The organism is Streptomyces sp. NPDC051582 (assembly GCF_040681715.1).
Taxonomy (GTDB): domain Bacteria; phylum Actinomycetota; class Actinomycetes; order Streptomycetales; family Streptomycetaceae; genus Streptomyces.
This window is the reverse complement of record NZ_JBFAZJ010000032.1, coordinates 1-26,229: the sequence shown is the minus strand read 5'-3', so window position 1 is coordinate 26,229 and position 26,229 is coordinate 1. Positions and strand designations below refer to the sequence as shown.

Below are 26,229 nucleotides of genomic sequence, written 5' to 3'. Positions count from 1 at the left end.
GTCCGTCAACATAGACATTCATCGATGTCGAGCGGATGATGGGGGCATGGCCACTGTGAAGACGCTGCCGTTGCTGGAGGACAAGGCCGGGGCCGGGGCCTCGGGCTTGTGCTGCCCGCCCTTGTCCGAGCGCCCGCTGACGGCCGAGGAGGCCGAGCGGACCGCGATCATGTTCAGGGCGCTCGGCGACCCGGTGCGCCTGAGGCTGTTCTCCCTCGTGGCCTCGCACGAGGGCGGGGAGGCGTGCGTGTGCGACATCTCCGACGTCGGCGTGTCCCAGCCGACCGTCTCCCACCACCTGAAGAAGCTCAAGGACGCCGGACTGCTCTCCTCCGAGAGGCGCGGAACGTGGGTGTACTACCGGGTGGAGCCCGCGGTCCTGGCCGCCATGGGGCAGCTCCTCGCCATGACCGCCAAGCCGTCCGTGCTGTTCGTGTGCGTCCACAACGCGGGCCGCTCCCAGATGGCCGCCGCCTGGCTCAGCCACCTCGCCGGCGACCGCATCGAGGTCCGCTCCGCGGGATCCGCACCCGCCGACGGCGTCAACCCGGCCGCGGTCGAGGCGATGCGCGAGGTCGGCATCGACATGTCCGCCGAAACTCCCAAGATCCTCACCGTCGACGCCGTGCGGGCCTCCGACGTGTGCATCACCATGGGCTGCGGCGACACCTGCCCCGTCTTCCCGGGCAAGCGCTACCTCGACTGGAAACTCGAAGACCCCGCCGGGCAGGGCGTCGAAGCCGTCCGCCCCATCCGCGACCAGATCAAGATCATGGTCGAAGGCCTGATCGCTGAAATCGCCCCGGAACCCACCGCGTGCGCCGTCCCGCGCTCCGCCGGCCCCCGGGTGGCAACCGAGGCGCTGCTGCACGACACGGCCGAGCGCCGATGAGTTTCGCGGTCGGCCGAGGTCTGCCTTCCCGTAGGAACGACAATCCGCCGTAGCCGCCCCGAAAGGGTGAAGACCATGAGGTACATGATCCAGATGAACGTGCCGGCCGACCAGTGGGACGCCGTCATGTCCTCCTACTCCGAGGACGACATGCAGGCCATGTTCGCCCACATGAACGCCCTGAACGCGGAGCTCACGGCCGCCGGGGAGTGGGTGGACGGGCAAGGTCTCGGAGGACCCTCGCAGGTCAAGACGGTGCGGGCCGCGAGCGACGGACGGCCGCAGGTGAGCGACGGTCCGGCGCAGCCGGGACCCATCCTGGCCGGCTACTGGCTGGTCGACGTCGCGAGCGAGGACCGGGCCCTGGAGATCGCCGCACGGGCGTCGGCATGCCCCGGCCCGGGCGGGAAGCCCGGCAATGACCCCGTCGAGGTGCACGCCATTCCCGGGGACCCGACGCGAGCCTGAGCCCGTTCGGACGATGTCACGCTCCTGCTCGACGAAGCCGAGCAGGAGGATGGCGGGTTGATGACGTCCGACTCGCATCCGCGTGCATGGAACGGCCTGTGGGGGAAAGCGTGCGGGAGACCCGTACACCCGAGAAGGGACGGACACCATGGCACGACGGAGGATCGTAGTGGTCGGCGCGGGCTTCGCCGGCGTCTCCTGCGTACGCCGCCTGGAGCGGACGCTGTCACCCGGGGAGGCGGAGATCCTGCTCGTCACTCCGTTCTCCTACCAGCTCTACCTGCCCCTGCTGCCGCAGGTGGCGTCCGGGGTGCTCACCCCCCAGTCCGTGGCGGTGTCGCTGCGCCGCAGCCGCCGCCACCGGACCCAGATCGTGCCCGGCGGGGCGGTGGGCGTCGACACCCGGGCCAAGATCTGCGTCATCCGGAAGATCACCGGGGAGCTGGTGGACCAGCCGTACGACTACCTGGTGCTCGCACCGGGGAGCGTGACCCGCACCTTCGACATCCCGGGTCTGGTCGAGCACGGCCGCGGCATGAAAACGCTGGCGGAGGCGGCCCACCTGCGCGATCACGTGATCGCCCAGCTCGACCTCGCCGACGCCGCCGCACCCGGCTCGGCGGAACGGGCCTCACGTCTCGGCTTCGTCGTGGTGGGCGGCGGCTACGCGGGCACCGAGACGGCCGCCTCCCTGCAGCGGCTCACCACGAACGCCGTCGGCCGCTACCCCCGGCTCGACCGGCGCGAGATCAGCTGGCATCTGGTGGACCTGGCACCGAAGTTGATGCCCGAGCTCGGTGACCGGCTGGGCCGGGCAGCCCTCGACGTGCTGCGCCGCCGGGGGATCGAGGTCTCGCTCGGTGCCTCCGTCGCCAAGGCGGGCCCCGAGGACGTCACCCTCACCGACGGGCGTGTGCTGCCCTGCCGCACCCTCATCTGGACTGCCGGCGTCGCCGCGAGCCCGCTCATCGCCACACTGGGCGCCGAGACCGCGAAGAGCGGCCGGCTCGTCGTCGCTGCTGACCTCCGGGTGCCGGGGGCGGACGGCGCGTTCGCGCTCGGTGACGCGGCCGCGGTGCCCGACCTCGCCGGCGGCGGGGACGGCACCGTGTGCCCGCCCACCGCGCAGCACGCGGCGCGCCAGGGCACGGTCGCCGCCGACAACGTCGTCGCCACCCTGCGGGGCACGCCGCTGCGTCCGTACGTGCACAAGGACCTCGGACTGGTCGTGGACCTCGGCGGCCGCGACGGCGTCTCGCGCCCCCTCGGCATCGACTTGCGCGGGATGCCGGCCCAGGCCGTGGCCCGCGGATACCACTGGGCGGCGCTGCGCACCGGGGCCGCGAAGACCCGGGTGATGACGAACTGGCTGCTGAACGCCGTGGCCGGTGACGACTTCGTCCGGACCGGCTTCCAGACGTACAAGCCGGGGACGCTGCGCGACTTCGAGTACACGGACCACTACCTCACCCCGGAGGAGGTGCGGGCCCGCACGGCGGCCGACGGAGGCTGACGGTCCGGCGAGGGTGCGCAGGCGGAGGGTGGGAGGAGCGGATGCCCGGTTGGTCAGGGCTCAGGGCTTGAGGCAGTTGTCGCGGAACGCCTCGTCGTAGGCGGTCTGGTAGCCGAGGCGGTAGCCGTTCTGGTAGGCCAGGATCAGAGTGTTCGGCTGGCTGGGAGGCACCAGGTCCGAGTGGGCGCGCGTCGGCGGGTTGCACTGCTTGGCGTCCTCCCGCCCCCACCCCTCCCCGGACGCCTTGCCCGAGGCGAACATGGTGTCGGGGGTCTGCTGCTGGGGCGGCGGAGCGTCCGGCTTCTTCGGCGGCTCCGGAGGCTTGTTGCAATTGACCGGGTAGGCCTTGTTGAACCCCTCGTCGTAACCGGTGTGGTACCCCTGGGTCTTGCCCCGCTCGTACTCGTTGGGATTCACGGGGGACAGGGGCGGCGGCAGTTTCTGGCAGATCGGAGGGCTGCCGGTCTTCTGTCCGGCCGCCTTGCCCAGGAGGTACCCGACTCGACAGCCCTTGTGGTAGGCGTCCCCGGGGCCGCGCCCCAGGAGGTGGCACGGCGGCTCCGGAGCTGCCGCGGCCGACCCGGAGGGGGCGCGCCCGGGGGCCGGTGCGGAGGCCGCGAGGGCCGGCGAGACCGCCAGGACGGCCAGTAGGGGCGCTGAGAGCGCAGCGAGCACACGTCCTCGGTTCCGGGGCATCATCATGTTCCCCTTCAGGAATCGGTCCGCTCCCGAGGCCTCTGATTTTACGCCTGCCGGCAGTGGTCTTCCCGGCCGCGGACCTGGGAGTCACGGGACCGTGGCGACAACGGCGGCGACAGCCGGTCGGTTTGTTCCGTGGCGGTCTCCGCGACCGCGCACCCGGCGGGGTTCGCCCCGGACGTTACGACGCTCCGCACGCGGCCAGAGCGGTTCGCGCCGGCCCTCGCAGCCAGGTGTGGGCGTGATCGGTGTCGCAGCGCTGATGCCACGACAGGTGGATCGATACCGACGGCGGTTCGAGTGGGTCATCGTGCGGCTGCCCCGGCCACGCTGCCCTCTTCCAGGAGTGCGTCGAGTGCGGTGAGCGGGTTCAGTCCCATTGCATGCGAGTAATCCTAGGCGTGCCTTACATGCAGTTGTTGTTAATCGTAGGGCTGGATACCTTCGAGGAAGAGCGCACGGCGGAACGCACAGCGTGGCTCGACCGGCCTCATCACCCCTCCTCAGACAGGAGCACCTCCATGTCCGAAACGCTTCAGAGCGCTGACCTCGTCTTCGCCGATGCCGACCTGCTGGACCGCACCGTGGATGCCGTGCGGGTGGCGGGTTCGGCGTTGCGTGAGCGTTTCGGCGAGGTGGTCCGCTACGGAACGCGCGAGGAGTTGATGCGTGCGCTGGCGGTGAACGATGACACGGCGTTGGACATCCTGCGCCCGCGGCTGGCGGCTGTCCGTCCGGAGGCGGGCTGGGTGGAGGAGGAGCTGGATGGTGGGGCGCTGCCGTCGGGCGAGTGGTGGGTGGTGGATCCGGCGGAGGGGAACGTCAACCACCTGCACGGCCTGCCGGAGTGGGCGGTGACCGCCACGCTCGTGCGGGAGAACGAGCCGGTGCTGACGGTGGTTCACCTGCCGTTGACCGGCGAGACCTACACGGCGCTCGCCGGCGCGGGTGCGTACCTGGACGGGCGGCCGCTTCGGGTCTCAGAAACGGCGGACCTGGGTCTGAGCATCGTGGCCACCAGCCAGGCGCGGCCGGACGAGGACGGGGAAGTCGTGCGGCGCGTCGGCTCCTCGGTCACCGCGATGCTCTTCGACGCGCTCGTCGTCCGCACCTCCGTGCCCGCGACCCTGCACCTGGCGAACGTGGCCGCAGGCCGGACCGACGCTTTCTGGCAGTTCTCCGGCGCCCGCGCGGACCTGCTGCCCGGGGCGCTCCTCGTCACCGAGGCCGGCGGCCGCATCTCCGACGCCGAAGGCCGCCCCTGGACCTTGCAGAGCAAGAGCTTCCTGGCCGCCGCGCCCGCCGTTCACGCCCAGGCCGTCGCCACCCTCTCCCGCTGACCCTCTCCCACTGACCCGCACCACAGCCTGCACGTACGGAAGGAACACCCCATCATGACCACGATCGCAGTTCTCGGGAACGGCCGCGTCGGCGGCAATCTGGCCGCAGCCCTCACCCGGGCGGGACACGAGGTGACGGTGGCGGACCGTACGCCGGGCGCCGCCGCAGACGCTGCCCGGGGAGCCCGGATCGTCATCAACGCCACCCCGGGCGCCGGCTCACTGGACCGCCTCGCCGCCCTGCGCGCCGAACTGCGCGGCAAGATCCTCGTGGACGTCTCCAACGCCACGACCGACGGACCGGACGGCCTCCCCGCCGACCTGATCCACCCCGGATCGAGCCTCGCCGAGCAACTTCAGGAAGCCCTCCCCGAAACGCACGTCGTCAAGACCCTCAACACCATGCTCTTCCCGGTCATGACCGCGCCGGCGATGCTCTCCCAGCCGCCCACCGTGTTCCTCTCCGGCGAGGACCCGCTGGCCAAGCAGACCGTCCACGAGCTGCTCGTCGACCTCGGCTGGAAGAAGGAGTGGATCGCCGACCTCGGCGGGATCCGGACCGCCCGCGCCACCGAGGCCGCGATCCTGTTCGTACCGCACGTGATCCGGGCAGGCGGATTCGCGCCCTTCGCGATCTCGATCGCCCGCTGATCCGCACGCTCACGGGGGCACCGCTCCGGGTGGGCGGCGCCCAGAACGAATACGCCGGCGCGGCCGGCTTCGACGCCGACGCCGCAGTGGGCGGGGGCCTGCCGATGCCCGGGAAAGCCGCGCAGCGGCGCCGGGAACAGCCGGCCCCGCCGACAGCGTTGTATCGAACGGGGGTCTGGCGCTGCGGGGGTGGGATCAATGTGATCCGTCCCGGCAGGAGCCGGTCTCCCGGGATCGCGGAACGCCCGCCGCGCACTCGGACCAACACGTGTCTCTGCAGGAGGACTCCTTCATGACTGACCGGCCCTTGACGCTCATGGCAGTGCATGCACACCCCGACGACGAAGCCACCGGAACCGGAGGAGTCCTCGCGCGGTATGCGGCGGAGGGCATTCGCACGGTTCTCGTGACGTGTACCGACGGCGGTTGCGGCGATGGCCCCGGGGGTGTCAAGCCGGGGGACCCCGGGCACGATGCGGCGGCCGTCGCCTCGATGCGCCGCGAAGAACTCAGGGCGAGCTGTGACGTCCTGAAGATCGGCGATCTGGAGATGCTGGACTATGCGGACTCCGGAATGATGGGCTGGCCGAGCAACGAAGCCCCCGGCTCCTTCTGGCAGACCACCGTGGAGGAAGGCGCGGCCCGACTCGCGGAACTCATGCGGCACTACCGGCCCGATGTGGTCGTCACCTACGACGAGAACGGTTTCTACGGCCACCCCGACCACATCCAGGCCAACCGCATCACGATGGCGGCGCTTGAGATGACCACCCTGACACCGAAGGTGTATTGGACGACGATGCCGCGCTCGGCGATGGAGCGGTTCGGCAAGATCATGCGCGAGTTCAGTGAGGACATGCCGGAGCCGGATCCTGCCGAGGCCGCGGCGCTGGCTGAGATCGGCCTTCCCGACGACGAGATCACCACGTGGGTGGACACCAGCGCGTTCAGCGGTCAGAAGTTCGACGCGCTGGCCGCGCACGCCAGTCAGGGCGAGAACATCTTCTTCCTCAGGATGGGCAAGGAGAGGTTCGGCGAGCTGATGGGTACGGAGACGTTCGTACGTGTCCAGGACGCCACCGGCGCGGCCGTGCCCGAGACCGATCTCTTCGCCGGCCTGCGCTGACCCGACCGCCCGGCCGGGACCCCGCAGCCGCGGGAGGGCGACGTACCGGCCGGGTGGAGCGGATCCGGATGACACGGGGTGCTCGTAGCCGGCGACGCGAGACTTGACGAAATCGCGCAGTTCGTCCGCCGTCGCGTCACTGCCGGGCTTGAGGGTGAGCACGGCGGCGACCTCGTCTCCGTGGACGGGGTGGGGAACTGCGACGAAGAGCGGCAGGCCACCGAAGACCACGTCCTGCTCGGTGAGGTGCAGCAGCGCTCGACGAGTGGCGTTCCGGCCGCCTGCGCACCCTGGGCCGCGTCGTCGGCCCGGTGCGGGGCGAGCAGGAGTGGGGCGCCCTGCCCCCCCCCGCCGAGGTCGCCCGGCACGCCGCCGGCGCCTTCGCCCGCCACCCCCGCGAGCTCGCCGGCACGCTCGCCGCCGCCCTCGACCGAGGCGTGCCGGCCGAAGCCCCGCCGGCCGGGCGGTACCTGGGCTCGACGCGGCGCAGCCACGCCGCCCGGTGACTGTCGTGTGCGGCCGGCAACCGGGGTGAGAAATCGTGCTCCGCGCGGTCCCGGTGGCTCGGGCACGATGGCCGCGGTTCGTCTGAAGGTTGACGCAACCGTCGGGCGAACAGCGGCTCGATCAAGCTGCTCCGTCAGGGTGCGTTGATCCCGAGGTTCTGGTGGGTGGCGTTCGATCCGCCGGGGCTGAGGATGTTGTTGTTCGTGCTGATGTTGTTGAACATCGGGAGGACGCCGTTGAGATTGACGGGCAGGAGGGACCCGATGAGGCCGCCGCCATTGCCTTCGTTGGCGGGGCAGGTGCTGCCCGTGATGGTGGTGGGGTCGCTCGCCGAGACCTGGATGTTTTCTTCCGGCCGGCTGACCCGGACGGTGTTGGTCACCCCGGTGCAGGGGGCGTCGGCAGCGATGTTCACGACGATGTCGATGGTCAGTGTCGCGCCGGCGTCGAATGTGGCGAAGCAGTCGACCCCGGTCTGCCCGACCGGCGCGCACGCGCCGGTGATGCCTGAGGGCGGAATGGAGTTGACCGTGACCGAGCTGAAGGTGAGGCCCTGGGGCAGGGTGTCCGTGATGTCCACATCGCCGAGGGTTGGCGTGTCGCCGATGTTGGTGACCTCGATGTGGTAGGTCCCCTGTTGGCCGCGGACGAAGTTGCCTTCGTGGGTCTTCGTCACGCGCATTTGAGCCGCGGCGTACGCCGGGCTCGCCCCGGTCGTGAACGGCAGAGCCACGCTCAGCCCGAGGACGGCTCCGAGGGCGGACATCCGTCGCTTCAATGTGTGCATCGGCATGGCGGTTTTCCTCACTGGTGTCTCGCGCGTGACGCCTGGCGGTACGGCAACGCGCCCGAGGGCGGCGTGATCACGGGGCACGATGGCGGCTTCACCCGTTCGCCCCGGCGTTGCAGGGGTGGATTCACCCCACTGGTCGACCCGCCCGGCAGGAGGCCGAGGGCTGACCGGGCCGGAGCAGGGCTGTGGACGTCGCCTCCACCGGCCGGCCGGGAGTTTCGACCGGCTTGCGCCGGCCGCCGACGGTCAGTGTTCCAGCGCGGTGGCGAGGCCCACGGCGGCGATGAGTTGGAGGGGGAATTCGGGATCGGCCTGGCCGATCGTGAGGGCGAGCCACCGGTCGGATCCCGGGAGCCGCCACACCCGCATCCTGCCGGCCACGCTGCACAGGAACGGGAGCGGTTCGGGAGCGGCATGCGCGGGGGCGGGGTCGTCGAAGCCGAGGTACGGCTCCAGGTCGACCGTTTCCGGGTGTCCCCATCGGGACGTCAGGGTGCCTGCCAGCGCGGCGAGGTCGGCTTCGAGCTCCCGCTCGGCGGCCTCGATGAGTTCCTCGCCCCGGTCGTCCCAGAAGTCCTGGCTCTCGCGCAGCAGGGCCAGGTGGTACCCCGGGCCTCCCCACCCTCCGTCCGTTCCGGGCCGGAGCTCTTGTGCCGGGAACGGCCGCGCGACCAGATCGTCGACGGCTGAGAGGTGGGCGCAGGCAGTGGCTGCGGAGCGAGGGTGAGGGACCACGGCGGCAGCCTAGCCGTCCTGCCTGCCTTCACCCGTTCCTCCCTGCCTTCGCCCGACCGGTCGGCCCGTGCAGCCCTTCCCCGGCCGGGACGGCCCGGCCCGCACACCGGGGGAGGACGGCCCGGGGTGGTTCGGCCCTCGGTTGCGGCTACCTTCGTCCGAAGCGTTTCCGCCAGGTGGTGCGGCAGTCGGCGGGGTGCTTGAGAGCGGGGTCGAGGAGGTAGATCCCGTCGCTGAACTCCTCGAACCCGACCGATTCCCATACTTTTGCGATCTTGGTCTGGGCGGCGTCGTAGGCGGGCTGGTCGTGGTCGAAGTCGCCGTCGGTGGGTGCCGGCTCGCAGGCGACCGCACAGCATCCGGCGGACAGGCGCCGGATCGCTTCGGCCGCGGCGAGGGCCCCGAGACCGAACCCGCGCCACTGCGGGTCGATCCGTGCCCGGTCCATGATCAGAAGATCGCCAACGGGGACGTCGATGCGTTCCTCGAACGCGGGCGACCAGTGCAGCCCCGGCGTCATCGCGTACGCGGTGTCGGTGCACACGGAGACGATCTTTTCGATGTCGCCGGTGTAGGAGTCGGCCGCCTCCCACGCGGGGTCCGCGGTGTAGTCACGGATCCTCACGAAGCTCATCTCGCCGATCGGGGTTCCGTCTTCGAAGCGGCACGGGCCGGCGGGCGGGCACTGCGGGCAGCCGTCCTCGTGGTGGTAACGCAGGACCTCGACCGACCACACCTCCAGCGTGTCCTCGAACTCGAAGGGCAGCGCGGGGTGCGCGCAGCCGTAGCGCAGGATGATGTCGGTGCCCTCGAAGGGCAGTTCACTCGCCGCCTGCCGCGGGACGTAGTTCATTCCGACACCGTAGAACCGGCCACCACCCCCGCGAGGCGGGAACGGCCAGACTTGCCCTCCGGGCGGACGGCGCCACCTTGCGGCGGTGTCGGCCGACGGGCAAGTGCTGCTACCGCACGCGCGGGCTTCCGGTCGGTGTGAACTGGAGGCCGGCTCAAGGGCGGTGCCCTGCCAGGGCTCAGCTCATGAGGAGCAAGCGCGTGTTCGGCACCAGCTTCCGGTTCACGCTGGTGCTCTGGATGAAGATCGTGAACTCGTCGTTGTGGTCCGGCTTGAGGCGGACCTCCACGTCCGGCAGACCGAGCAGGGCCCGGGCCTGCGGACCCGTGTACACACGGTCCGTCTTCTTCTCCAACACCGCGATCTTCTTTCGCGCCTGGACCTTCTCAGACTTGCTCAGCTGATAGAAGGCGCAACCGGTGCGGTAGGTCTGCCCGCTTTCGGTGACCCATTCCCGGATTCCCGCGTCGCGGGCCACCGGAATCAACTGGTATGCCGACGGATCCACCGAGGTGAGACCGGCTGCCTCGATCGTGTCCTTGTTGACGGCTTCCGCGCCCGTGGAGAATACCGCCCGTGACCCTCGGATTCCCTGGGAGCGGCCCACCATGAATTTCTCCGTGGCCTGCTTGATGACTTCCCCGGCGTCCTCCAGCCCCTGCGTGCTCGTGGCGTCCCAGACGGCGATGTTGTCCTTCGGGAAACCGCACCGCATGGCCTCGCGCTTGCCCATCTGGTCCGGCACCAAGACGGCCAGCGTCCAGTTGTCCTCCTGCGTCTCGATCAGCCGGGACACGGCCTGCGCCAGTTCCCGGGGTTCCCTGGAAGGGGCGTCCGAGCAGCGGTGACTTGCGTTCTCCTGCCCGTCCGTCAGTACGAACGTCAGGAAGCTGTGGTCGCCGTACAGCTGGGCCGTCTGCGCGAGCTCCCGCTGAGACTTCAGCGTGGCCGCCAGCAGGGCCGTCATCCCCCCGACCCGGTACAGCTGCTTCAGGGACGGCATGCGCAGCACGTCCTTGTCGTAGATGACGCATTCCACCTTGTCGGCGAACACGTACACCGTGACACGGGTTTCCTGGTCCAGTTCCTGCGACCGGCGCGCCAGATAGGCGATTTGCTGGTCGGCGACTTCCACGACCTTCCGGTTCAGATGCGACATGGATGAACTGGCATCCAACACAAGAGCAACGTGATTGATGAAGTTCTGGTTTCCGGACATGGCCGCTCCCCCTCTTCCCGACTGGATGCTCCAACCTTCTCACCCACCACTGACAATCGCCGGGCTCGCGAATCCAGTTGCCGGGCGGCTGCGTCCGGGTCCGGGCCGTGGCGGCGCGACGGCCTCACGCGCTGTCGAGACCGTCGACCAGGCGGTTCAGGAACCGGGCGAAGGTGTCGTCAGGGGTGGGAGGGTGCCCAGCGGAGGCCAGGGCTTCGGCGAGTTCCGGGTGGCGGCCCTCGGCGGCGACGGCCATCAGGTAGCGGGCTTCGGCTTCGCCCCGCCCCGGGGACCGTGCGGCTCCCGCCTGCGCGATCTCGTAGCCGACGTGTCCGGCCACGAACGCGGTGAGCTGGGCGAAGACCTCCAGCTTCGTTCCCCCGTCCAGTCCGGTGGGCCGGAGGGCGGCGAGGGCGTGTTCCAGGACGGCCAGCGTGTTGGGTCCGGGGGAGCGCCGGGAGGACAGGGCCGCGGGCAGCCACGGGTGCCGCAGCATGTGGGCGCGCTGCCGGTGGGCCATGGCCTTGAGGTCGGCGCGCCAGTCCCCGGTCGGGGGGTCCGTGATCGTCAGTTCTCCGACGACGTGGTCGACCATCAGTTCCAGCAGGGTCTCCTTGTCGGGAGCGTAGCTGTACAGCGACATGACGCCCGCCCCGACCTCGGCGGCCACCCGCCGCATGGTGACGGCGTCCAGCCCTTCCGCGTCCGCGAGGGTGACGGCCGCGACGGTGATCGCCTCCCGGGTGAAGGAGGGGCGGCGGCCCCTGCGGGGCTCGGCGGGGCGCAGCCAGAGGCGTTCGGGGTCGACGCCGGCGGCACCGGACTTTCCATCGCCGGGCATGTCTCGCACTTCCCATCAGTGGTCGTTTCGGGGCACCTGTTGCGCCGGTCATCCAAGCATGATCTATTCTCGTACACAGTACGAGAATAGATGGAGGAGCGAGATGCCGTCACGCACGCCCAGCGCCGATGTCCAGGCCGCAGCCGTACCGACCTGGGTCCCACCCACCGGAAAGCCGCCGCTGTCCTCCCGGATGACGAGGGCGACATGGAAGGGCCTGCCCGCACCACGGCATGCGGTCGGATGGGAACCGGGACTGGTGGTACCGGCCGCCGACGGCAGCCCCTTGATCACCGACCACTACTTCCCGCGGGCCGAGGGCGACTTCCCGACCCTCCTGGTCCGCTCGCCCTACGGCCGGGGCTTCCCGTGGTCCCCGATGTACGGTCTGCTCTTCGCCGAGCAGGGCTTCCACGTCATCCTGCAGAGCTGCCGCGGCACCGGCGGATCGGGCGGCGAGTTCCACCTGTGGCGCAACGAAGCGGCGGACGGCCTGGCCACCGTCTCCTGGCTGCGCGAACAACCCTGGTTCGACGGGACGCTGGGAACCGTCGGCCCCAGCTACCTCGGCTACGTGCAGTGGGCCCTCGCCCTCGACCCGCCGCCGGAACTGAAGGCCATGGTGGTGCAGGTGGGCCTGCACGACCCGCACGCCCTGTTCCACGCGGACGGCGCGCTGCGCCTGGAGAACGCCCTCGCCGTCGGAGTGGGCATGACCTACCAGCACCAGGGCATGGCGCCCTTCGTGAAGGCGACGCTCCGCCTGCAGCGCCGTCTGCGCGGCATCACCATGGCGCAGCCCCTGCGCGGGGCCTACGCCTGCGCCTTCGGGGGTGAACCCGGCTGGCTGGAGGGCGTGATGGCGCATCCCGACGCCGCGGACGAGTACTGGCGCGGCGCGTCGCTCGCGCAGTGCGCGGACGGGCTTCGCGTGCCCACCGCCCTGATCACCGGATGGCAGGACGTCCTGCTCGACCAGACCTTCGGTCAGTACGACCGGCTGCGGCAGGCGGGCTGTGACACCACCCTGCTCGTCGGCCCCTGGACCCACACCTCCGCCTTGCAGCAGGGATGGCCCGAGGTGTTCGCCGAGAGCCTCGCCTGGCTGCGCGCCCACCTCTGCGCCGACCCCTCCGGCCTGCGCCCCGCACCCGTACGCGTGCACGTCGGCGGCGAAGACGTCTGGCAGGACCTCGACGACTGGCCGCAGGCCCCGGCGGCCGCCTCGTGGCACCCGGCCCCCGGCGGCGACCTCACCCGGCAGACGCCCGCGGGCTCCGCGCCCCTCACGACCTTCCGCTACGACCCGGCCGACCCCACCCCCTCCCTCGGTGGTCCGCTGCTGTCCCGCGGCGCCGGCCCCCGCGACAACAAGGCCCTGGAAGCCCGTGACGACGTACTGACGTTCACCAGCGCACCCCTGACCGAGCCCGTGGACGTCATGGGCGCGGTCTCCGCACGGCTGACGATCTCCACGGACACCGGTCACGCCGACGTGTTCACCCGCCTGTGCGACGTGGACGCACGGGGCCGCTCGGTCAACGTCTGCGACGGACTGGGCCGGGTGCGGGCGGACGGGCAGGAGCCTTCGCGCATCGCCGTACCCATGAGCTCCACCGCCCACCGCTTCGCCGTCGGCCACCGCATACGCTGGCAGGTCAGCGGCGGAGCCCACCCGCGCTACGCCCGCGGCACGGGCACCGGGGAGTCCCCGGTGGACGCCACGACCTTCACGCCGGTGCACATCACGCTGCACGCGGACTCGGCGCTGATCCTCCCGACGCCCGGGACCGAGACGGTTCGGTAGGCGACGGACATGCGCGCGCGGGGTTCGCGCGGCGGGGGCGGGGCCGGGCTCAGGGCTGCAGGATGACCTTGAGGGCCTCGCGGTCGGCCATGGCGCGGTAGCCGTCGGGTGCCTGCTCAAGGGGCAGGGTGCGGTCGAAGACGCGGCCGGGACGTACCCGGCCCTCCAGCACGTCGGGCAGGAGTTCCTCGATGTAGGCGCGGGCTGGGGCGACGCCGCCGGTGAGGGTGATGTTCCTCAGGAAGAGCGGGAAGTCCATCTTCACCGTGGGGTACTGGGGCGCGCCGACGCGGGAGACGGTGCCGCCTGAACGGACGACGCCGAAGGCGGTGTCGAGGGCGGGTTCCAGGCCGACGCACTCCAGAACGGTGTGGGTGCCGTCGCCGCCCGTCAGTTCCCGTACCCGCTCCACGCCCTCCTCGCCCCGTTCGGCGACGACGTCGGTGGCACCGAACTCGCGGCCGAGGTCGGTACGTGCCTTGTGGCGGCCCATGAGGACGATCTGCTCGGCGCCCAGGCGCTTGGCGGCCAGGACGGCGGACAGACCGACCGCGCCGTCGCCGATCACGGTGACGGTGGTGCGCTCGTTCACTCCGGCGGTGACCGCGCAGTGATGGCCGGTGGGGAAGACGTCGGACAGGGTCAGCAGGGAGGGCAGCAGCGCCGAGTCCTCCCCGACGGCCAGCTTGACCAGGGTGCCTTCGGCCTGTGGGACGCGCACGGCCTCGCCCTGGCCGCCGTCGACGTCGCCCGCGCCCCAGAATCCGCCGTGGCGGCAGGAGGTGTGCAGGCCCTCGCGGCAGAAGTCGCAGGTGTTGTCGGCCCACACGAACGGGGCCACGACCACGTCGCCCCGCCGCAGGCCGGCCACCTCCCGGCCGACGTCCTCGACCACACCGAGGAACTCGTGGCCGATCCGGTCCCCCTGGTCCTCGGCGGGCTTGGCGCCGTAGGGCCACAGGTCGCTGCCGCAGATGCACGAACGCAGTACGCGTACGACCGCGTCGGTGCCCTCGTGGATGACCGGGTCCGGGACGTTCTCCACACGGATGTCGCCGGCGCCGTAGATGAGGGTGGCACGCATGAGAGGAGGGTTCCTTTCGACGCGGGGAATCGGTCCGGGCGACCGGGCAGCGGCCCGCGGGCACCCGCCGCGGACGACGAAGCGCTACGGACGCCGGCCGGGCCCCGTACCGGGGGAGTGACCCTCCACCCAGGTCAGCCCGCCGCGACCTGCAAGAGCAGGGCCCCCGAGCAGAATACGACGGGCGACGAGCCGCCGCCCTTCCTGCGAGGCGCGACGAACTCGCCGCCCCCGCCGTCAGCGGGGGCCGGGCAGGGCGGAAGCGACGTCCGCGGCACGGCGGGCCGTACGTGAGGCAACCGCCTCCAGGGGGCGGCGGACGGTACGCACCGGGTGTCGGTGGGCCAGTGCCCGCCGGGAGCGGTGGGCGAGGGAGGGCTTGCCGTGGGTGTCCGCGGCGGCGATGAGGAGCCCTCCCAGAGCGGAGAGGTCGGTCAGGAAGCGGGCGCGCTGCCGAGCGCGCTCCTCCGGGTCCTCCACCGTCCAGAAGGCATGCGCGGCGAGGGAGGTCGGCACCAGCGCGGCGGCGAGCGTGAGCGCGGCTACGCGCGGGGCCCGCCCCGTCGCGAGCAGCAGGGCCGCCGAGGCCTGGACGGCGCCGGCGACGCGTACCACCTGCAGCGGATCCCTGGCGGCGAGGAGCGGGACGTGCTTCCCCAGGACCCGGACGGCGGGTCGGGAGACCTCGGCGACGGCCTCGGGGCGCTGCAGGGTGCGCAGTCCGACGGAGACGAACGGGGCGGCGAGCAGGGGACGGGCGAGTTTTCGCAGAGCGGCCATGTCCCGCTGCTGCCCCGCCGCGGCCCGTCCATCCGTACGTCGGGCCCGGCGCGGCGCTCATCTGCCGTGAGCCGGAAGGGTTTCAGGACTCGCCGTCGACACCGGTGACCGCGGGCGGCCCCAGGGGCGCGTCCTTCTCGGGCAGTCCCAGCTCCGCAAGGGTCCCGGCCAGCAGGCGGACGGCGTTGTCCTCGGCCGTCGCCCGGTCCGAGGCCTCGACCTCAAGCCGGACGGAGAAGGTGCCGCCCTCGTGGACCGTGAGCAGCTCCACGTCCTCGGTCTCGCTCAGGTCGGTGTGGTGCGAAGCCAGCCTCCTGGCCAGCTCGGAGCGTGCTGTGTCGTCGACGTCCGTCAGGAACGTGCCGGGCACGGTGATGACGTAGGTGGTCACTTGCTGTCTCCTGTCGGCTGGCAAGGGCTGAGTTGTGTGGATGCCCAGATGTCGTGTTTCAAACCCCCTCAAGCGCGGCAGAACACACGGCCGGAGGCCGGCCGACCGGCATGACCGTGTCCGGTGGGGGAGTGTGGCCGGCGGTACCGCTGGGCAGGAAGGAATCAGGCTTCCGCCCGGACGCCGAGGCGGCCCCCAACAGGGCCGTCGGCAGGCCGTACAGAGGGATTGAGCATGGCGCGTGGCACGGTGAAGTGGTTCAACTCCGAGAAGGGCTTCGGGTTCATCGCCCAGGACGAGGGCGGTCCGGACGTCTTCGCCCACTACTCCAACATCTCCGGGCAGGGCTACCGGGAGCTGCAGGAGGGCGAGGTCGTCACCTTCGACGTCACGCAGGGGCAGAAGGGACCGCAGGCGGAGAACATCGCTCGCGGCTGACACGCCCTCACACGTGACTCGGCGCCCGCCACCTGGCGGGCGCCGTTGCCGTTGCCACCGGAAGCGCGAGAGGGGGGAGCGCAAGAGCGCGGGATACGGGACGTGGCCGGACTCTGCGGCCCCGGGGGAGCCGATGTCACCCTCGACCGTCAGCGTCGGCGGCCCCATCCGCGGGCGGGCCGCGCGCCGCCTATGCCGGCGATGTGCAGAGCGAGCGCGGCGAGACCGATCAGCATGAAGTTGGTCGAGCTCAGGACGTCGTTGGTGGCGATGTTGGCGGCGTTGAGGAGGAACGCGATGAAGAACAGGACTGCGGCGGCGATGCCCAGCATGGACGGGCTCCTTTCCGGTCGGTGCCGACCGTGTGCCCCGTACGGGCCGGATCATGTTCCCCGGTGACCCGACAGGCCAAGGGCGCCTCGCCGAGCAGGAGGCGCACGCGCGCGAAACGAGCAGGCGCACTCATCAGAAGCCGGTCGCTCCCATGGGGTCGGGTTGTTCCACGGTGACGTCCCGGTCCAGCACCCGCCAGCCCAGGCGCCGATACAGGGACGCCGGTGGCGGTCGGCAGAAGGGGAGTCCGTGCCGGGGGCCCGTCGTCCGGGCGTGGTCGAGGGCCGCAGCCATGACGGGGCGGGCGAGTCCCCGTCCGCGTACGTCCGCTGCGACGCCGTGATCGGCGGCGCCGGGCCGGCGGCCGGTTCCGCGTCCCGCCGCGGCCGGGTTCCCGTCACCCCCTGCGTCCCCAGGGGTGACGGCAACCGGGCCGCGGCGCGGCCGCCCGCGGCTACTTCGGCATGAGGACGGTGTCGACGATGTACACGTTGGCGTTGGCGGTCCTCACGTTGCCGCACACCACACCGGCGGCGCCGTTGACCTTGTAGGACTCGCCGGAGCCCTTGGTGGTGACCATGCCCTTCTGCAGGGTCTCGAAGGAGCCGTTCCCCAGCTGCTCGGGCGTCAGCCTCTGGCCGACGACGTGGTAGGTGAGGATCTTGGTGAGGGTGGCCTTGTCGGCGAGGACCTTGTCGAGGTCGGCCTTCGGGATCTTCGCGAAGGCGTCATTGGTCGGGGCGAAGACAGTGATGTCCTTGGCGTTGTTGAGGGTGTCCACGAGACCCGCCTGCTTGACCGCGGCGACCAGCGTGGACAGGGCGGGGTTGTTGGACGCGGCGGTGGCGACCGGGTCCTTGGCCATGCCGTCGAAGGATCCGGCGCCCTCCTTGGGGACGCCGGCACAGGCCGGACCGAAGGGCCGGTCCGTCGTCATCGCGTCGCCGGGGGTGCTCTCGCCGGCCCTGGCCGACTCGCCGGCCGCTGCCGGGGCGGCCTTGGTGTCGTCGGACGCGTCGGAGCAGGCGGCCAGTGAGAAGGGCAGCAGGACGGCTGCGGCGACGGCGATCCCGGTACGGCGGATCTGCATGCTGTTCATGATCGTTTTCTCCTTGGAGAGATGGTTCGCATCGATGGGTGGTTCATGCCGGAGGCAGCCCGGGGCTGCCGGTCCGGTGGTCTCAGGGGACGGTGACGAAGACGCTGTGCCAGCCGCTCGCACCGTCGGGGACCGTCCGCGCGCGCTCCTCGGTCTGCACCGCCGCCGTGCCGTCGGTGGCTCGGACCGTGAGCGTGTGCCCGCCCGTGGCGGCCTGCCAGCGGTAGGACCACTGGCGCCAGGTGTCGAGGGTGTGCTGCGCGGCGAGGTCCGCGTCGTTCCAGGGCCCGTCGTCGATGCGGACCTCGACGCGGGCGATGCCGCGGTGCTGTGCCCAGGCCACGCCGGCGATCACGACGGTGCCGGCGGCGGGGCGGGCGAAGGGCTTCGGGGTGTCGATCCGGGACTGCGTCTTGATCGGCGCCCGGCGGGCCCACTTCCGCTCGACCCAGTACGGGTCGTAGGCGTCGAAGGTCGTCAGCTCGATCTCGGTGATCCATTTGCAGGCGGAGACGTAGCCGTACAGGCCCGGTACGAGCATCCGGACGGGATAGCCGTGCGCGAAGGGCAGCGGCTCGCCGTTCATGCCGACCGCGAGCATCGCGTCGCGCCCGTCCATCACGTCCTCGACCGGGGATCCGAGGGTCATGCCGTCCACGGAACGGGCCACCAACTGGTCGGCCCTGCCGCCCTTCGACGGCGCGCGGACGCCGCATTCGGCGAGCAGGCCGGCCAGCGGGACACCGAGCCAGCGGGCGGTTCCGACGTAGGGCCCGCCCACTTCGTTGGACACGCACGTCAGGGTGATGTCGCGCTCGATCAGCGGTCGGGCCAGAAGCTGGGCAAGGGTGTAGCTGCGGGGCCGGGCGATGCCCTTCCCCCGGATCCGCAGCCGCCAGGCGCCGGCGTCGACCTCGGGCACGACCAGGGCGGTGTCCACCCGGTAGAACTCCCGGTTGGGCGTGGTGAAGGCGCTGATGCCCGGAACCCCCGGCCGGGCTCCGGCCGGGACCGCCGGTGCCGATGAGGCGGGGGCGGGCAGTACGAGGCCGTCGCGGGAGGCCACGGCGCCCCGGCCGCGCCGCCCGGACAGAGCGCGGCCGGCCGCCCCGGTTCCGGTGGCGGCAGCGGCGGTCCCGGCCGCCGCTGTGAGGAACCCCCGTCGGCTCCAGCCGCTCCCGGTGCCCGTGTCACCTGAAGTGGAGCCGACGGGGGCGGCTTTGCCGGCCGGGCCGGCCAGGCCGTACAGGACGGCCGCGGCCGCGAGGGCGCCGAGGACGGAGGGGAGGGCGTCACCGGCACCCGCGGAATCGGGCCGGCTCAGGGCCGCGGCCGCGCCGACGACCCCGAACACCAGGACGCCGGCCGCCCCCGCACGCCGGTACCGCAGCGACACGACTCCCAGGACGACCGCGAAGAGTGCCAGCAGGAGCAGGATGCCGACCTGAAGGACGATCTTGTCGTCCTCTCCGAACGTGCGGATCGCGAAGTCCTTCACCGCCGCGGGGGTGCGGTCGACGACCGCACCGCCGACCACCGTCACCGGTCCGGCGGCCGGCCGCACGAGAGCGGCGGTCAGCTCGGCGACGGCCAGCGCGCTGAAGCCGGCCAGAAGCCCGGCCGACGACCCACGGGCGGTGCGGAGGAGGGTGGTGCGGAAGCTGCTCACACCCGGCATTCGCCTCCACCCGCCGGGCGGATTGGGCCCCTCACCCGAACGAGTGACAGCCGCCGTCTTGTGGCCGCCAGGGCCTCGGCACGTCTGCGACGGTGACGCCCCGGTCATCCCATCCGGACGCGCTCGCGCCACGAAGTACCGGCGAGAGGCGATCTGCACGGCTCTGCGGCCCGACCGCCCCGAGGGGCGACCCGGTAGCGCCCGACTTGCGAAGGACTCCCATGCCATGGACACCCCGCCCCCGGGAGGCCGGCCCCGGCCGCCCCTTCACCCGGCTGCCGCGGCCGGAGCCCGCCCTGTGAACCAGCCGTCCCCGACGAACCTGCCCCTCGCGGCCGGCTCCTGCGGCCACGCCCGCCCCGCCGACCTCGCCGAGCTCGTGGACCAGGTCGCGCGCGGCGACAAGCAGGCCTTCTCGGCCCTGTACGACGCTCTCGCACCCATGGTCTTCGGCATCGTGGTGAGGGTCGTGCGCGACCGTGCCCAGTCGGAAGAGGTCGCCCAAGAGGTCATGATCGACCTGTGGCGGCATGCCGCCCGCTTCCGGCCAGAGGCGGGCAGCGTGAACACCTGGGCGTCGACCGTCGCCCACCGGAGGGCGGTCGACCGCGTCCGCTCGGCACAAGCCGCCGCCGACCGCGAAGAGGCCCGGGCGGCCCGCGAGCACCAGACCGCGTTCGACGAGGTTGCCGAGGAGGTCGAGACCCGCCTGGCCGGCGAGCAGGTGCGCCGGTGTCTGCGCGGCCTGACCGGACTCCAGCGCGAGGCCGTGACCCTGGCCTACTACGGGGGTCTGACCTACCGTGAAGTCGCCCAGACGCTTCGCACGCCGCTCCCGACCATCAAGACACGCATGCGCGACGGGCTGATCCGGCTTCGCGACTGCATGGGGGTGACCACGTGAATCGGGGCGCATCCGATGTCCACGGCCTGGCCGCCCCGTACGCGCTGGACGCCCTGGATGCCGGCGAGCGCGCGGAGTTCGCCGCCCACCTGGCCGAATGCGAGGCCTGCCGGCAGGACGTGGCCGACTTCCGGGCCACCGCCGCGCGTCTGGCGGCCTCCGCGGCCCGGTCCGTGCCCGCCTCGATGAAACAGCGCACCCTGGCGGCCGTCGACCACGTACGGCAGCTCCCGCCCGGTGTCCCGGATTCCGCAGCCGCCCCGGTCTCTTGGCGTGGCGCGCGTCGCCGCAAGGTGCTGCCGATGACCTTGGCCGCGAGCCTGGCCGCGGCGGCCTCGTTCGCCGGCCTGGCGGCCCGGGAGCACCAGGAGAAGCAGCAGCTGGAGCAGCGGGCCCGGCGGAGCGAGCAGCGTTTGGACGCCGTCGGCGGCGTCCTGGCCGCGCCGGACGCCCGTACGGTCCACGGCCGGGCCGCCAACGGAGCCTTGACCTCGGTCGTCGTCTCCGACCTGCGGAACAGTGCGGTCTTCACCGCCTCCGGCCTGCCCGCACCCCCCACGGGCAAGACGTACCAGCTGTGGCTCGACCACGACGGGACCATGCGCCCGGCCGGGTACATCCGCCGGGACGGCACCGTCGTGCTCGACGGCGACACCGCCGACGCGGCCGCAGTCGGCCTGACCCTCGAACCCGCCGGCGGCTCCCCGCACCCCACCACCGCCCCCCTTCTCCTGATGGCCCTCCCGGCCTGAACGCCCGGCCCCGGCCCGCCCCCGGGCCGGGGTCCTGTTCGTGCCCGGCAAACGGGTGGACACGAGTGGACACGGGCGGACAGCCGTCGTCTCCGTACGGCCTGGAAGGTGGACACCGTCCTGCCGGAATCTTGGATCACGCCGGAGAGCGCGCCGCACCGCGAGGTGGCGGTGAAGGCTCGGGCAAACATGCTCGGCGAGGACCAAGACCCAGGAGAATTCCGATGAAGCAGCTGCTGTTCCCGAACAACATCCAGTTCTGGTACGAGACCCTGCGGTCGATGAGCCACATCGCTTACGGCGGTGCGGACTTCGGCGAGGTGGTCTCCACCGGTGAGCGGATCACCGAAGGCGACTACGACAGCTGGTACGTCGAGTGGATGGCCGCGGCGGACCGTGTGTCGGACGAGGCGGAGAAGGCGCTGGCGGCCGGTCACCGCATCAGCGCGCGGGACGGGTTCCTGCGTGCGTCGAACTACTACCGGTCGGCGGAGTTCTTCCTGCACGGTCGCTCCTGCGACCCGCGTCACGATCACGCCTACGACCGTTCGGCGGCCTGCTTCAGGGCGGCGGCGGCGCTCTTCACCCCGGTCATCGAGCCGGTGGAGATCCCTTACGAGGACACCACCCTGCCCGGCTACTTCTACCGGGTCGACGACTCGGGGGCACCGCGGCCGACGCTGATCATGCACAACGGCTTCGACGGCACCGCCGAAGAGCTGCACTTCTTCGGGGCGATGGCCGCTGTCGAGCGCGGTTACAACGTGCTGGCCTTCGACGGCCCCGGTATGCCCGGCCCGCGTCACCACCAGGGTCTGGTCTTCCGCCCGGACTGGGAGAACGTCATCACCCCGGTCGTCGACTTCGCCGAAACCCTCCCCGACGTCGACAACAGCCGCATCGCCCTCCTCGGTGTCAGCATGGGCGGCGTCCTCGCCCCGCGGGCCGCCGCGTTCGAGCACCGTCTGGCCGCGCTGATCGCGGTGGACGGTCTCTACGACCTCGGCCAGACCGCCGTACGCAACGTCCCGGGCACCCGCGAGGAGGCCGAGCGACTCCTGCGCGCCCCGTCCGCCCCGGAACTCGACGCCGCCTTCGAGCAGGCCATGAACCGGGACCCGATCGCACGCTGGGCGTTCAACCACGGCATGTACGTGATGGGCGTCGAAACCCCCCGGGCCTTCAACGCCGCCTACCTCGACTACTCCCTCGCCGGCGGCATCGCCGAGCGGATCCAGTGCCCGACCCTCGTGTGCGACGCCGAGGAGGACATGTTCTTCCAGGGCCAGCCCGAGCAGCTCTACGAGCACCTGACCTGCCCCAAGACCCTGATGCTGTTCACCTCCGAGGAGGGCGCCGGCGCCCACTGCCACCCCGGCGCGATGCGCCTGTCCATCGCCCGCATCTACGACTGGCTCGACGACACCCTCGCCGCCGCAGCCTGACGGGGGCGATGAGTGGTCCGCAGTTCCGGTCCTGGAGCGGCACCGGAAGCGGGTGGGTGCCGGCAGGGACCTGGCGAGCGGCACCCGGCCGCCGCTCGCCGGCGCCCGTACGGGGTGGACCGGCTGTTCGGGGGAGGAGTTCGGGCCCGGGGCGGCTTACCATCCCCGGCTGCTGCCGGGGGCAACATGACGAACTTCATCGCCAACGGGTGGGGCTTGGCTAGCGTGTCGAGTACGGGCCGCAGTGGTCGGCGCCCGGTGGGGAGGGCAGTGCGGATGGGCACCATGGTGGTGGGTTTCCGGCTCGGCTCGGACGCCAAGGGCTGGCAGGCGACGCTGGTCTTGACCGAGGCGGGCGTGCTGCACCAGAGCACGGGTCTGCTCGGCACGGCGCCACCGCCGGGGAAACCGCGCGCGCCGATCGCGCCCGACCCCCACCCCGTCCCGCGCCAGGCCGCCGAGCTGCGCAAGGTCTACGCGGCGCTGCTCGACCGCGGCTACACCCGCGAACTCATCCCGCCGTCCTGCGTGCGCCTGGACGTCGACGAGCACCCCCTGCACGCACATCCGCACGGCCCGCACGCTCCGCGCCCGCATCCGGAGTTGCTCGCGGATTTCACCGGCGCCGCCCCCGCAGGGCCCGGTTCCCTTGAGGGCGCGCTGGCCGCGTTCTACACGGAGATCGGGATCACCCCCCGCCCCCGCACCCCGTTCCCGCCCGGCACCACCGCGGTGCCCCCGCGCGTCAGGGAAGCACTCAGCGCCCTGACCGAGGGACAGGCGCTGAGCTCCCGCCCGCGGCGCGGCCCCGGCTGGACCGTCACCGCCGCCGGCGTACGCCTCCGGGCCGGTACGACCAGCGAGGATCTCGATCCGCGGGAGGTCGCCGAGCTCCAGGCGGCCCTGACAGCGTGGCTCCGCCACCGGCAACGCACCAAGTCCGCCGGTGCGTGAGGAACGTGGCCCGAGGTTCGCCCGGTCACGGTGGCCGCCGCCAGCATCGGCCGCCTGCCGTCCGGCCTCGCGGCCGGACGGCCGCCCGGAGCCCGCAACTACGCCTTGCGGGTCAGCGGCTGCCCGGCGAAGCTCACCCCTGCCAGGCCGTGGGCCATGAGGTTGCGAATGTTGCCGTGATCGGTGTCGTCCGGCGTCGCCAGCACACTGCGATAGTGCTCACCGAATGCCAGCAGAGCCTCTTGGTCGCGCAGCCCTTCCAGGAGCGCCAGGCCCAGCGTCTTGCAGGAACCTTCGTTCTCACCCGCGGCGTTTTCCAGTTCCCCGTTCCGGAACGCCTGCGGCTGGTACTCGTAGTGCGCGGTGACGAAGGCGAGGGTGTCGGCGAACTCGTGCTCACCTGACGCAAGGCTTGCCCGCAGCGAGTTGAGATCGGTCATGGTGGTTCCCCTGGGTTGAGCAGACGATCCGATTGCCGTCCGTGACCGGGCGACGATACCGCCTCGTGGCCGGCCGCCAAGCATTGCGCCACATGTCGGAACGGCGACGTCTGCGCAGGTCACGGTATGCGACTGCGCGACCCGGCGAGGGGTTGTGTGCACCGCGCCCAGCCGTGCCGAGTGCCCGGCCCGTGCCCCGGTAGGGCCGGGTCGGGCGGGGGCGTTGTCAGTGGTGGGCAGGATGATGACCTTCATGACCGAAAACAGTGCCCTGCTCTCTCCCGTCGCCTACGTGGAGGCCGTGACCACCGCTCTGGCGGCGTCGGCCGCGTACTACGGCGACGGGACCACCCCGCTCGGTGACGACGAGTACGACGAACTGCTGCGCGCCATCGCGGCCTACGAGGAGGCCCACCCGGACGAGGCGCTCGCCGAGTCGCCGACCGGAAAGGTCGCGGGCGGAGCCGTGCAGGGTGACGTGCCGCACTCGGCGCCAATGCTCTCCCTCGACAACGTCTTCGACGCGGACGAGCTCGCCGAGTGGGCCGCGGGGCTGGAACGCCGCCTCGGGCACCCTGTGGCCGGTTGGTGTGTGGAGCCGAAGCTCGACGGCCTCGCGGTGGCAGCGCGGTACCGGGGTGGCCGGCTCGTTCAGGTGCTCACCCGCGGCGACGGCCTGGCCGGCGAGGACATCACCCACGCCGCCGCCGCCGTCCTCGGTCTGCCGCCGGTGCTCACCGAGGCGATCGACGTCGAGTTGCGAGGTGAGGTGCTGCTGACGACCGCGCAGTTCGAGGAGGCCAACCGGATCCGGCTCGCCCATGCGGCCACGCCCTTCGCGCACCCGCGCAGCGGAGCGGCCGGCACCCTGCGGGCCAAGGACCGCCCGTACCGGATCGAGTTGACCTTCTTCGCCTACAGCGCGATCGGCCTGGGCGACCTCGGCCACAGCGCGCTGCTGGAGACCCTGGCCGCGCTCGGCGCGAGCACTGCCGCCAGCACCGCCGCCGCCCCGATGCGATGCGAGACCATGGAGCAGGTGCAGGCACGCATCGACGTGATCGCCGGCCTGCGCGGAGACCTGCCGTTCGGGATCGACGGTGTCGTCGTCAAGGCCGACACGGCCGAGGACCAGCTGCAGGCAGGCAACGGCTCGCGCGCCCCGCGGTGGGCGGTGGCCCGGAAGCTGGCGGCCGAACACAAGGTGACGCGCCTGCTGGCGGTGGAGTGGAACGTCGGCCGGACGGGGATCATCGCCCCGCGCGCCGTCCTTGAACCCGTGGTCATCGACGGGGTGACGGTCACCTACGCCACGCTCCACAATCCGTCCGACATCACCCGGCGCGGGCTCATGATCGGCGACCAGGTGTTCGTGTACCGGGCCGGCGACGTGATCCCCCGGGTCGAGGCACCGCTGGTCGACCAGCGCACCGGCGCCGAGAGCCCGGTCCCGTTCCCCGAGGCGTGCCCCCGCTGCGGCGACGCGATCGACGCCTCCGAGCAGCGGTGGCGGTGCGTGCGCGGCCGGAACTGTCAGGCCGTGGCCTCGGTGATCTACGCGGCGGGCCGGGACCAGCTGGACATCGAAGGCCTCGGCGGCACGCGCGCGGTCCAACTGGTGGAGGCCGGTCTGGTCAAGGACGTCGCCGACCTGTTCACCCTGACCCGCGAGCAGCTCCTCGGTCTGGAGCGGATGGGTGAGACCAGCGCCGCCAACCTCCTGGCCGCGATCGAGACCGCTCGCGGGGCTGCGCTGAGCCGCGTGTTCTGCGCCCTCGGTGTCCGCGGCACCGGGCGCACGATGTCCCGCCGGATCGCCGCGCACTTCGGCTCGATGGCGGCGATCCGGGCCGCCGACGCGGACACGCTGGCCGAGGTCGGCGGCATCGGCACCGAGAAGGCCCGCGTCATCGCAGCCGAACTCCTCGAACTCGCCCCGCTCCTCGACAGACTCCGAACCCAGCAGGTCGGCACGCAGGTCACCGAGCCGCAGAAGCCGGCGACCGACGCGAACGACGCGACCGACGCGAACGCTGCCGAGGAGGCGGCGGGCGGCCCGCTGGCCGGGCAGGCCGTTGTGGTGACCGGCTCCATGACGGGCCCCCTTGCGGTGCTGTCCCGGAACGAGATGAACGAGCTCATCGAGCGGGCCGGCGGAAAGGCATCGTCGTCGGTGTCCAAGCGCACCACCCTCCTGGTGGCGGGCGAGAAGGCCGGCTCCAAGCGCGCCAAGGCCGAAGAACTGGGCATCCGCATCCTCGACCCCGAGGAATTCGCGGTCCTCGTCGCCGACCTGCTCCCCGCTGATGGCGCTCTGTGAGTTCGACTGCACGTGAGAGGGACCAGCGGCACGGCCAACCCGTCGGCACATGCGGGGCTCTGACACCCCCTTGGGAGTGTCGTCAAAGTGGCGTCGTCCGCCCGGGAGGGAGGGGTCGGCGGGGTCTGGTGCGTGCGATCGCGAGGCGGAGGAGGGAATCGACGCGG

26 protein-coding genes and 4 pseudogenes are annotated in these 26,229 nt (G+C 71.7%); 15 read left to right on the top strand and 15 right to left on the bottom strand.

Annotated elements, in window-relative coordinates:
• Nucleotides 1–46: 46 nt before the first annotated feature.
• The 4 genes and pseudogenes from AB0M92_RS31785 to AB0M92_RS31770 all read left to right on the top strand — a co-directional run.
• Nucleotides 47–376, top strand: a pseudogene (locus AB0M92_RS31785) (metalloregulator ArsR/SmtB family transcription factor); the annotation flags it as partial.
• A 30-nt stretch (nt 377–406) separates the two neighbouring features.
• A pseudogene (locus tag AB0M92_RS31780) lies at nt 407–817 on the top strand (arsenate reductase ArsC); the annotation flags it as partial.
• Between the two features lie 150 nt (nt 818–967).
• Nucleotides 968–1,360 carry a hypothetical protein gene (locus AB0M92_RS31775; protein ID WP_366105785.1) on the top strand — a complete coding sequence of 131 codons (393 nt, stop codon included), beginning with the start codon at nt 968–970 and terminating at the stop codon, nt 1,358–1,360.
• 148 nt (nt 1,361–1,508) lie between these two features.
• Complete coding sequence (locus AB0M92_RS31770) at nt 1,509–2,873, top strand: NAD(P)/FAD-dependent oxidoreductase (protein WP_366105784.1); 1,365 nt, start codon at nt 1,509–1,511, stop codon at nt 2,871–2,873.
• Nucleotides 2,874–2,933: 60 nt separating this feature from the next.
• Here AB0M92_RS31770 and AB0M92_RS31765 read toward each other — a convergent pair whose 3' ends face one another.
• Together AB0M92_RS31765 and AB0M92_RS31760 are read right to left on the bottom strand one after the other, a co-directional pair.
• Complete coding sequence (locus tag AB0M92_RS31765; RefSeq protein WP_366105783.1) at nt 2,934–3,548, bottom strand: hypothetical protein; 615 nt, start codon at nt 3,546–3,548, stop codon at nt 2,934–2,936.
• 205 nt (nt 3,549–3,753) lie between these two features.
• Nucleotides 3,754–3,876: pseudogene (locus AB0M92_RS31760) on the bottom strand (LysR family transcriptional regulator); the annotation flags it as partial.
• A gap of 217 nt (nt 3,877–4,093) precedes the next feature.
• Here AB0M92_RS31760 and AB0M92_RS31755 point away from each other — a divergent pair.
• The 4 genes from AB0M92_RS31755 (at nt 4,094) to AB0M92_RS31740 (ending at nt 7,195) form a co-directional block, all read left to right on the top strand.
• Nucleotides 4,094–4,912, top strand: coding sequence for a 3'(2'),5'-bisphosphate nucleotidase CysQ (locus AB0M92_RS31755; RefSeq protein WP_366105782.1), 819 nt, complete (start codon nt 4,094–4,096; stop codon nt 4,910–4,912).
• Nucleotides 4,913–4,966: 54 nt separating this feature from the next.
• Complete coding sequence (locus AB0M92_RS31750; RefSeq protein WP_366105781.1) at nt 4,967–5,563, top strand: NAD(P)-binding domain-containing protein; 597 nt, start codon at nt 4,967–4,969, stop codon at nt 5,561–5,563.
• 292 nt (nt 5,564–5,855) lie between these two features.
• Nucleotides 5,856–6,689, top strand: coding sequence for a PIG-L family deacetylase (locus AB0M92_RS31745; protein WP_366105780.1), 834 nt, complete (start codon nt 5,856–5,858; stop codon nt 6,687–6,689).
• A 311-nt stretch (nt 6,690–7,000) separates the two neighbouring features.
• Nucleotides 7,001–7,195, top strand: a complete 195-nt coding sequence (locus AB0M92_RS31740; protein ID WP_366105779.1) for a hypothetical protein — start codon at nt 7,001–7,003, stop codon at nt 7,193–7,195.
• Nucleotides 7,196–7,329: 134 nt separating this feature from the next.
• Here the strand turns inward: AB0M92_RS31740 and AB0M92_RS31735 are convergent, their stop codons facing one another.
• The 5 genes from AB0M92_RS31735 to AB0M92_RS31715 form a co-directional block, all read right to left on the bottom strand.
• A complete protein-coding gene (locus AB0M92_RS31735; RefSeq protein ID WP_366105778.1) occupies nt 7,330–8,070 on the bottom strand; it encodes a hypothetical protein in 741 nt (246 codons plus the stop codon).
• Between the two features lie 165 nt (nt 8,071–8,235).
• A complete protein-coding gene (locus AB0M92_RS31730; protein ID WP_366105777.1) occupies nt 8,236–8,724 on the bottom strand; it encodes a hypothetical protein in 489 nt (162 codons plus the stop codon).
• A gap of 148 nt (nt 8,725–8,872) precedes the next feature.
• The gene (locus tag AB0M92_RS31725) at nt 8,873–9,577 is read right to left on the bottom strand and encodes a hypothetical protein (protein WP_366105776.1); all 705 of its coding nucleotides are present in this window, start codon (nt 9,575–9,577) and stop codon (nt 8,873–8,875) included.
• Between the two features lie 178 nt (nt 9,578–9,755).
• The gene (locus AB0M92_RS31720; protein WP_366105775.1) at nt 9,756–10,796 is read right to left on the bottom strand and encodes a vWA domain-containing protein; all 1,041 of its coding nucleotides are present in this window, start codon (nt 10,794–10,796) and stop codon (nt 9,756–9,758) included.
• A 124-nt stretch (nt 10,797–10,920) separates the two neighbouring features.
• Nucleotides 10,921–11,637, bottom strand: a complete 717-nt coding sequence (locus tag AB0M92_RS31715; RefSeq protein WP_366105774.1) for a TetR/AcrR family transcriptional regulator — start codon at nt 11,635–11,637, stop codon at nt 10,921–10,923.
• Between the two features lie 193 nt (nt 11,638–11,830).
• Here AB0M92_RS31715 and AB0M92_RS31710 point away from each other — a divergent pair, with 193 nt between their 5' ends.
• Complete coding sequence (locus tag AB0M92_RS31710) at nt 11,831–13,444, top strand: CocE/NonD family hydrolase (protein WP_366105845.1); 1,614 nt, start codon at nt 11,831–11,833, stop codon at nt 13,442–13,444.
• Nucleotides 13,445–13,493: 49 nt separating this feature from the next.
• Here the strand turns inward: AB0M92_RS31710 and AB0M92_RS31705 are convergent, their stop codons facing one another.
• The 3 genes from AB0M92_RS31705 to AB0M92_RS31695 form a co-directional block, all read right to left on the bottom strand.
• Nucleotides 13,494–14,528, bottom strand: a complete 1,035-nt coding sequence (locus AB0M92_RS31705) for a zinc-dependent alcohol dehydrogenase family protein (RefSeq protein ID WP_366105773.1) — start codon at nt 14,526–14,528, stop codon at nt 13,494–13,496.
• Nucleotides 14,529–14,765: 237 nt separating this feature from the next.
• A complete protein-coding gene (locus tag AB0M92_RS31700; RefSeq protein ID WP_366105772.1) occupies nt 14,766–15,308 on the bottom strand; it encodes a DoxX family protein in 543 nt (180 codons plus the stop codon).
• Between the two features lie 82 nt (nt 15,309–15,390).
• Entirely contained in the window at nt 15,391–15,699 is a 309-nt protein-coding gene (locus AB0M92_RS31695) for a hypothetical protein (RefSeq protein ID WP_366105771.1), read from the bottom strand.
• A 234-nt stretch (nt 15,700–15,933) separates the two neighbouring features.
• Here AB0M92_RS31695 and AB0M92_RS31690 point away from each other — a divergent pair, with 234 nt between their 5' ends.
• Nucleotides 15,934–16,137 carry a cold-shock protein gene (locus tag AB0M92_RS31690; RefSeq protein WP_366105770.1) on the top strand — a complete coding sequence of 68 codons (204 nt, stop codon included), beginning with the start codon at nt 15,934–15,936 and terminating at the stop codon, nt 16,135–16,137.
• Nucleotides 16,138–16,286: 149 nt separating this feature from the next.
• On the opposite strand, the gene AB0M92_RS31685 is transcribed toward AB0M92_RS31690, so the two are convergent.
• From AB0M92_RS31685 to AB0M92_RS31670, 4 genes and pseudogenes are all read right to left on the bottom strand, one after another.
• Complete coding sequence (locus tag AB0M92_RS31685; protein WP_366105769.1) at nt 16,287–16,469, bottom strand: hypothetical protein; 183 nt, start codon at nt 16,467–16,469, stop codon at nt 16,287–16,289.
• 160 nt (nt 16,470–16,629) lie between these two features.
• Nucleotides 16,630–16,806, bottom strand: a pseudogene (locus AB0M92_RS31680) (GNAT family N-acetyltransferase); the annotation flags it as partial.
• A gap of 118 nt (nt 16,807–16,924) precedes the next feature.
• Nucleotides 16,925–17,569: a fasciclin domain-containing protein gene (locus tag AB0M92_RS31675; RefSeq protein ID WP_366105768.1), complete on the bottom strand. Its 645-nt coding sequence runs from the start codon at nt 17,567–17,569 to the stop codon at nt 16,925–16,927.
• Between the two features lie 82 nt (nt 17,570–17,651).
• On the bottom strand, nt 17,652–19,247 hold the full coding sequence (locus AB0M92_RS31670; RefSeq protein ID WP_366105767.1) for a molybdopterin-dependent oxidoreductase: 1,596 nt from the start codon (nt 19,245–19,247) through the stop codon (nt 17,652–17,654).
• Nucleotides 19,248–19,545: 298 nt separating this feature from the next.
• Between AB0M92_RS31670 and sigK the strand changes: the two genes are divergently transcribed.
• From sigK to AB0M92_RS31650, 4 genes are all read left to right on the top strand, one after another.
• On the top strand, nt 19,546–20,151 hold the full coding sequence (gene sigK / locus AB0M92_RS31665; RefSeq protein ID WP_366105766.1) for an ECF RNA polymerase sigma factor SigK: 606 nt from the start codon (nt 19,546–19,548) through the stop codon (nt 20,149–20,151).
• Entirely contained in the window at nt 20,148–20,903 is a 756-nt protein-coding gene (locus tag AB0M92_RS31660; RefSeq protein ID WP_366105765.1) for an anti-sigma factor, read from the top strand. Before sigK ends, AB0M92_RS31660 begins: the two co-directional genes overlap by 4 nt.
• Before the next feature lie 224 nt (nt 20,904–21,127).
• Nucleotides 21,128–22,348: an alpha/beta fold hydrolase gene (locus AB0M92_RS31655; protein WP_366105764.1), complete on the top strand. Its 1,221-nt coding sequence runs from the start codon at nt 21,128–21,130 to the stop codon at nt 22,346–22,348.
• Nucleotides 22,349–22,624: 276 nt separating this feature from the next.
• Nucleotides 22,625–23,302 carry a hypothetical protein gene (locus tag AB0M92_RS31650; protein WP_366105763.1) on the top strand — a complete coding sequence of 226 codons (678 nt, stop codon included), beginning with the start codon at nt 22,625–22,627 and terminating at the stop codon, nt 23,300–23,302.
• Between the two features lie 98 nt (nt 23,303–23,400).
• Here the strand turns inward: AB0M92_RS31650 and AB0M92_RS31645 are convergent, their stop codons facing one another.
• The gene (locus AB0M92_RS31645; protein ID WP_366105762.1) at nt 23,401–23,742 is read right to left on the bottom strand and encodes a HopJ type III effector protein; all 342 of its coding nucleotides are present in this window, start codon (nt 23,740–23,742) and stop codon (nt 23,401–23,403) included.
• A gap of 244 nt (nt 23,743–23,986) precedes the next feature.
• On the opposite strand from AB0M92_RS31645, the gene ligA reads away from it, so the two are divergent.
• Nucleotides 23,987–26,062, top strand: a complete 2,076-nt coding sequence (gene ligA / locus AB0M92_RS31640) for an NAD-dependent DNA ligase LigA (RefSeq protein WP_366105844.1) — start codon at nt 23,987–23,989, stop codon at nt 26,060–26,062.
• The last annotated feature ends 167 nt before the right edge of the window (nt 26,063–26,229 follow it).

What these genes read in the sequence shown, in the direction of transcription:
- AB0M92_RS31670 (WP_366105767.1), bottom strand. Translation starts at nt 19,247, where the DNA reads ATGCCGGGTGTGAGCAGCTTCCGCACCACCCTCCTCCGCACCGCCCGT.
- AB0M92_RS31705 (WP_366105773.1), bottom strand. Translation starts at nt 14,528, where the DNA reads ATGCGTGCCACCCTCATCTACGGCGCCGGCGACATCCGTGTGGAGAAC.
- AB0M92_RS31650 (WP_366105763.1), top strand. Translation starts at nt 22,625, where the DNA reads ATGGGCACCATGGTGGTGGGTTTCCGGCTCGGCTCGGACGCCAAGGGC.
- AB0M92_RS31770 (WP_366105784.1), top strand. Translation starts at nt 1,509, where the DNA reads ATGGCACGACGGAGGATCGTAGTGGTCGGCGCGGGCTTCGCCGGCGTC.
- AB0M92_RS31745 (WP_366105780.1), top strand. Translation starts at nt 5,856, where the DNA reads ATGACTGACCGGCCCTTGACGCTCATGGCAGTGCATGCACACCCCGAC.
- AB0M92_RS31720 (WP_366105775.1), bottom strand. Translation starts at nt 10,796, where the DNA reads ATGTCCGGAAACCAGAACTTCATCAATCACGTTGCTCTTGTGTTGGAT.
- AB0M92_RS31715 (WP_366105774.1), bottom strand. Translation starts at nt 11,637, where the DNA reads ATGCCCGGCGATGGAAAGTCCGGTGCCGCCGGCGTCGACCCCGAACGC.
- AB0M92_RS31645 (WP_366105762.1), bottom strand. Translation starts at nt 23,742, where the DNA reads ATGACCGATCTCAACTCGCTGCGGGCAAGCCTTGCGTCAGGTGAGCAC.
- AB0M92_RS31655 (WP_366105764.1), top strand. Translation starts at nt 21,128, where the DNA reads ATGAAGCAGCTGCTGTTCCCGAACAACATCCAGTTCTGGTACGAGACC.
- AB0M92_RS31685 (WP_366105769.1), bottom strand. Translation starts at nt 16,469, where the DNA reads ATGCTGGGCATCGCCGCCGCAGTCCTGTTCTTCATCGCGTTCCTCCTC.
- AB0M92_RS31690 (WP_366105770.1), top strand. Translation starts at nt 15,934, where the DNA reads ATGGCGCGTGGCACGGTGAAGTGGTTCAACTCCGAGAAGGGCTTCGGG.
- AB0M92_RS31725 (WP_366105776.1), bottom strand. Translation starts at nt 9,577, where the DNA reads ATGAACTACGTCCCGCGGCAGGCGGCGAGTGAACTGCCCTTCGAGGGC.
- AB0M92_RS31700 (WP_366105772.1), bottom strand. Translation starts at nt 15,308, where the DNA reads ATGGCCGCTCTGCGAAAACTCGCCCGTCCCCTGCTCGCCGCCCCGTTC.
- AB0M92_RS31755 (WP_366105782.1), top strand. Translation starts at nt 4,094, where the DNA reads ATGTCCGAAACGCTTCAGAGCGCTGACCTCGTCTTCGCCGATGCCGAC.
- AB0M92_RS31775 (WP_366105785.1), top strand. Translation starts at nt 968, where the DNA reads ATGAGGTACATGATCCAGATGAACGTGCCGGCCGACCAGTGGGACGCC.
- ligA (WP_366105844.1), top strand. Translation starts at nt 23,987, where the DNA reads ATGACCTTCATGACCGAAAACAGTGCCCTGCTCTCTCCCGTCGCCTAC.
- AB0M92_RS31750 (WP_366105781.1), top strand. Translation starts at nt 4,967, where the DNA reads ATGACCACGATCGCAGTTCTCGGGAACGGCCGCGTCGGCGGCAATCTG.
- AB0M92_RS31675 (WP_366105768.1), bottom strand. Translation starts at nt 17,569, where the DNA reads ATGAACAGCATGCAGATCCGCCGTACCGGGATCGCCGTCGCCGCAGCC.
- AB0M92_RS31710 (WP_366105845.1), top strand. Translation starts at nt 11,831, where the DNA reads ATGACGAGGGCGACATGGAAGGGCCTGCCCGCACCACGGCATGCGGTC.